Source organism: Candidatus Methylobacter oryzae (assembly GCF_003994235.2).
In the GTDB taxonomy this organism is placed as follows: domain Bacteria; phylum Pseudomonadota; class Gammaproteobacteria; order Methylococcales; family Methylomonadaceae; genus Methylobacter_A; species Methylobacter_A oryzae.
In genome coordinates, this window is the sequence record NZ_RYFG02000028.1 from 1 (window position 1) to 1,192 (window position 1,192).

Here is a 1,192-nt window from a genome sequence, read left to right on the forward strand (position 1 = left end):
CTCACCACCTATCACATTATTTAGGCTATTATAAAGTCCATCGATTTTTGCCGTTGTAAATTGATGAGTACAGTAAAACAGTTGTCCGAAGAAATAGCGCAAGGTTTGACTCAAGCCTTGCCGAACGTGAACAAGCCGGTAGTGCGCAAATTATCCTTGGCTGTAGGCGCGATGATTGAAGGACGAACGCCGAATACCGTGGAGTTGTCGAACTTACTGCCGTTGCCGCTCGAACGCCAAGACCAGCGTGAGCAATGGTTAAGGCGCTTATTAAGCTCGCCGGCGTTATGCTGTGAAACGGTGATTGAGCCTTTTGCGCAAGAGGCCTTAAGGCATGCGGGGCAAAACGGGCAAATGATCCTGCTCAGCCTTGATCAAACCGATCTCGGCGATCGGATGGCGGTGTTGATGCTGACCGTCCGGATAGGCGACCGCTCGTTGCCTTTGGCCTGGCTTGCGGAAGCCGGCCAGGCCAATATCGGTTTCCACCGGCAGAAAATCCTGTTGGATAAAGTCTTGGCGTGGATTTCGGCCGGTGCGGCCGTCATGCTGTTGGCCGACCGCTTCTACCCGTCTCTGGAACTTTTCCAATGGCTTAAGACTCAGAGTTGGCATTACCGTTTACGTCTGAAAGGCAACCTGGTGGTCGATACGGGCCGAGGTGATGAAACCACGACCGCTCACTTGGCCCAAGATCATACGCAACGTTATTGGCCGAACGTGCGCTTGTTCGGGGTTGGCGAGGTCATGACGAACATCGGCATCATCCATGATGAAGGGCATCCGGAGCCTTGGATCATTGCCATGGATTGCCCGCCCACGCGAGCGGCGGTTTTGGATTACGGCTCCCGTTGGGCGATTGAGCCGACTTTTTCCGATTTTAAAAGCCGAGGCTTCCAGTTGGAGGATTCACACTTGCGGCAGCCGGCGCGCCTGGAACGGTTAATCTTAATCATGGCTTTAGCCATGCACTGGTGTGTCCGTGTCGGTTACCAGGACGCGGTGCAGCGCCCGACGCCGCTCGAAAAAAAACCACACAGCAAACCGACCCCGCGCACTGGAGCTTTACAAAACTCCGGCGCAGTATGGTCTCCTGGTTCACACGAGGCTTGCGATACTTGAAACGGTGTTTGCAAAATGACAAACCCTTGCCAAGTTTTTCCGTCGTTTTTATAAACTGATAGGTGGTGAG

1 protein-coding gene is annotated in these 1,192 nt (G+C 53.5%); it reads left to right on the plus strand.

Going from position 1 to position 1,192, the window contains the following annotated elements; genetic code table 11:
• The first annotated feature begins 63 nt into the window (after positions 1–63).
• On the plus strand, positions 64–1,122 hold the full coding sequence (locus EKO24_RS06170) for a transposase (protein WP_143733183.1): 1,059 nt from the start codon (positions 64–66) through the stop codon (positions 1,120–1,122).
• The last annotated feature ends 70 nt before the right edge of the window (positions 1,123–1,192 follow it).

Coding starts and splice junctions, on each gene's coding strand:
- EKO24_RS06170 (WP_143733183.1), top strand. CDS start 64: ATGAGTACAGTAAAACAGTTGTCCGAAGAAATAGCGCAAGGTTTGACT.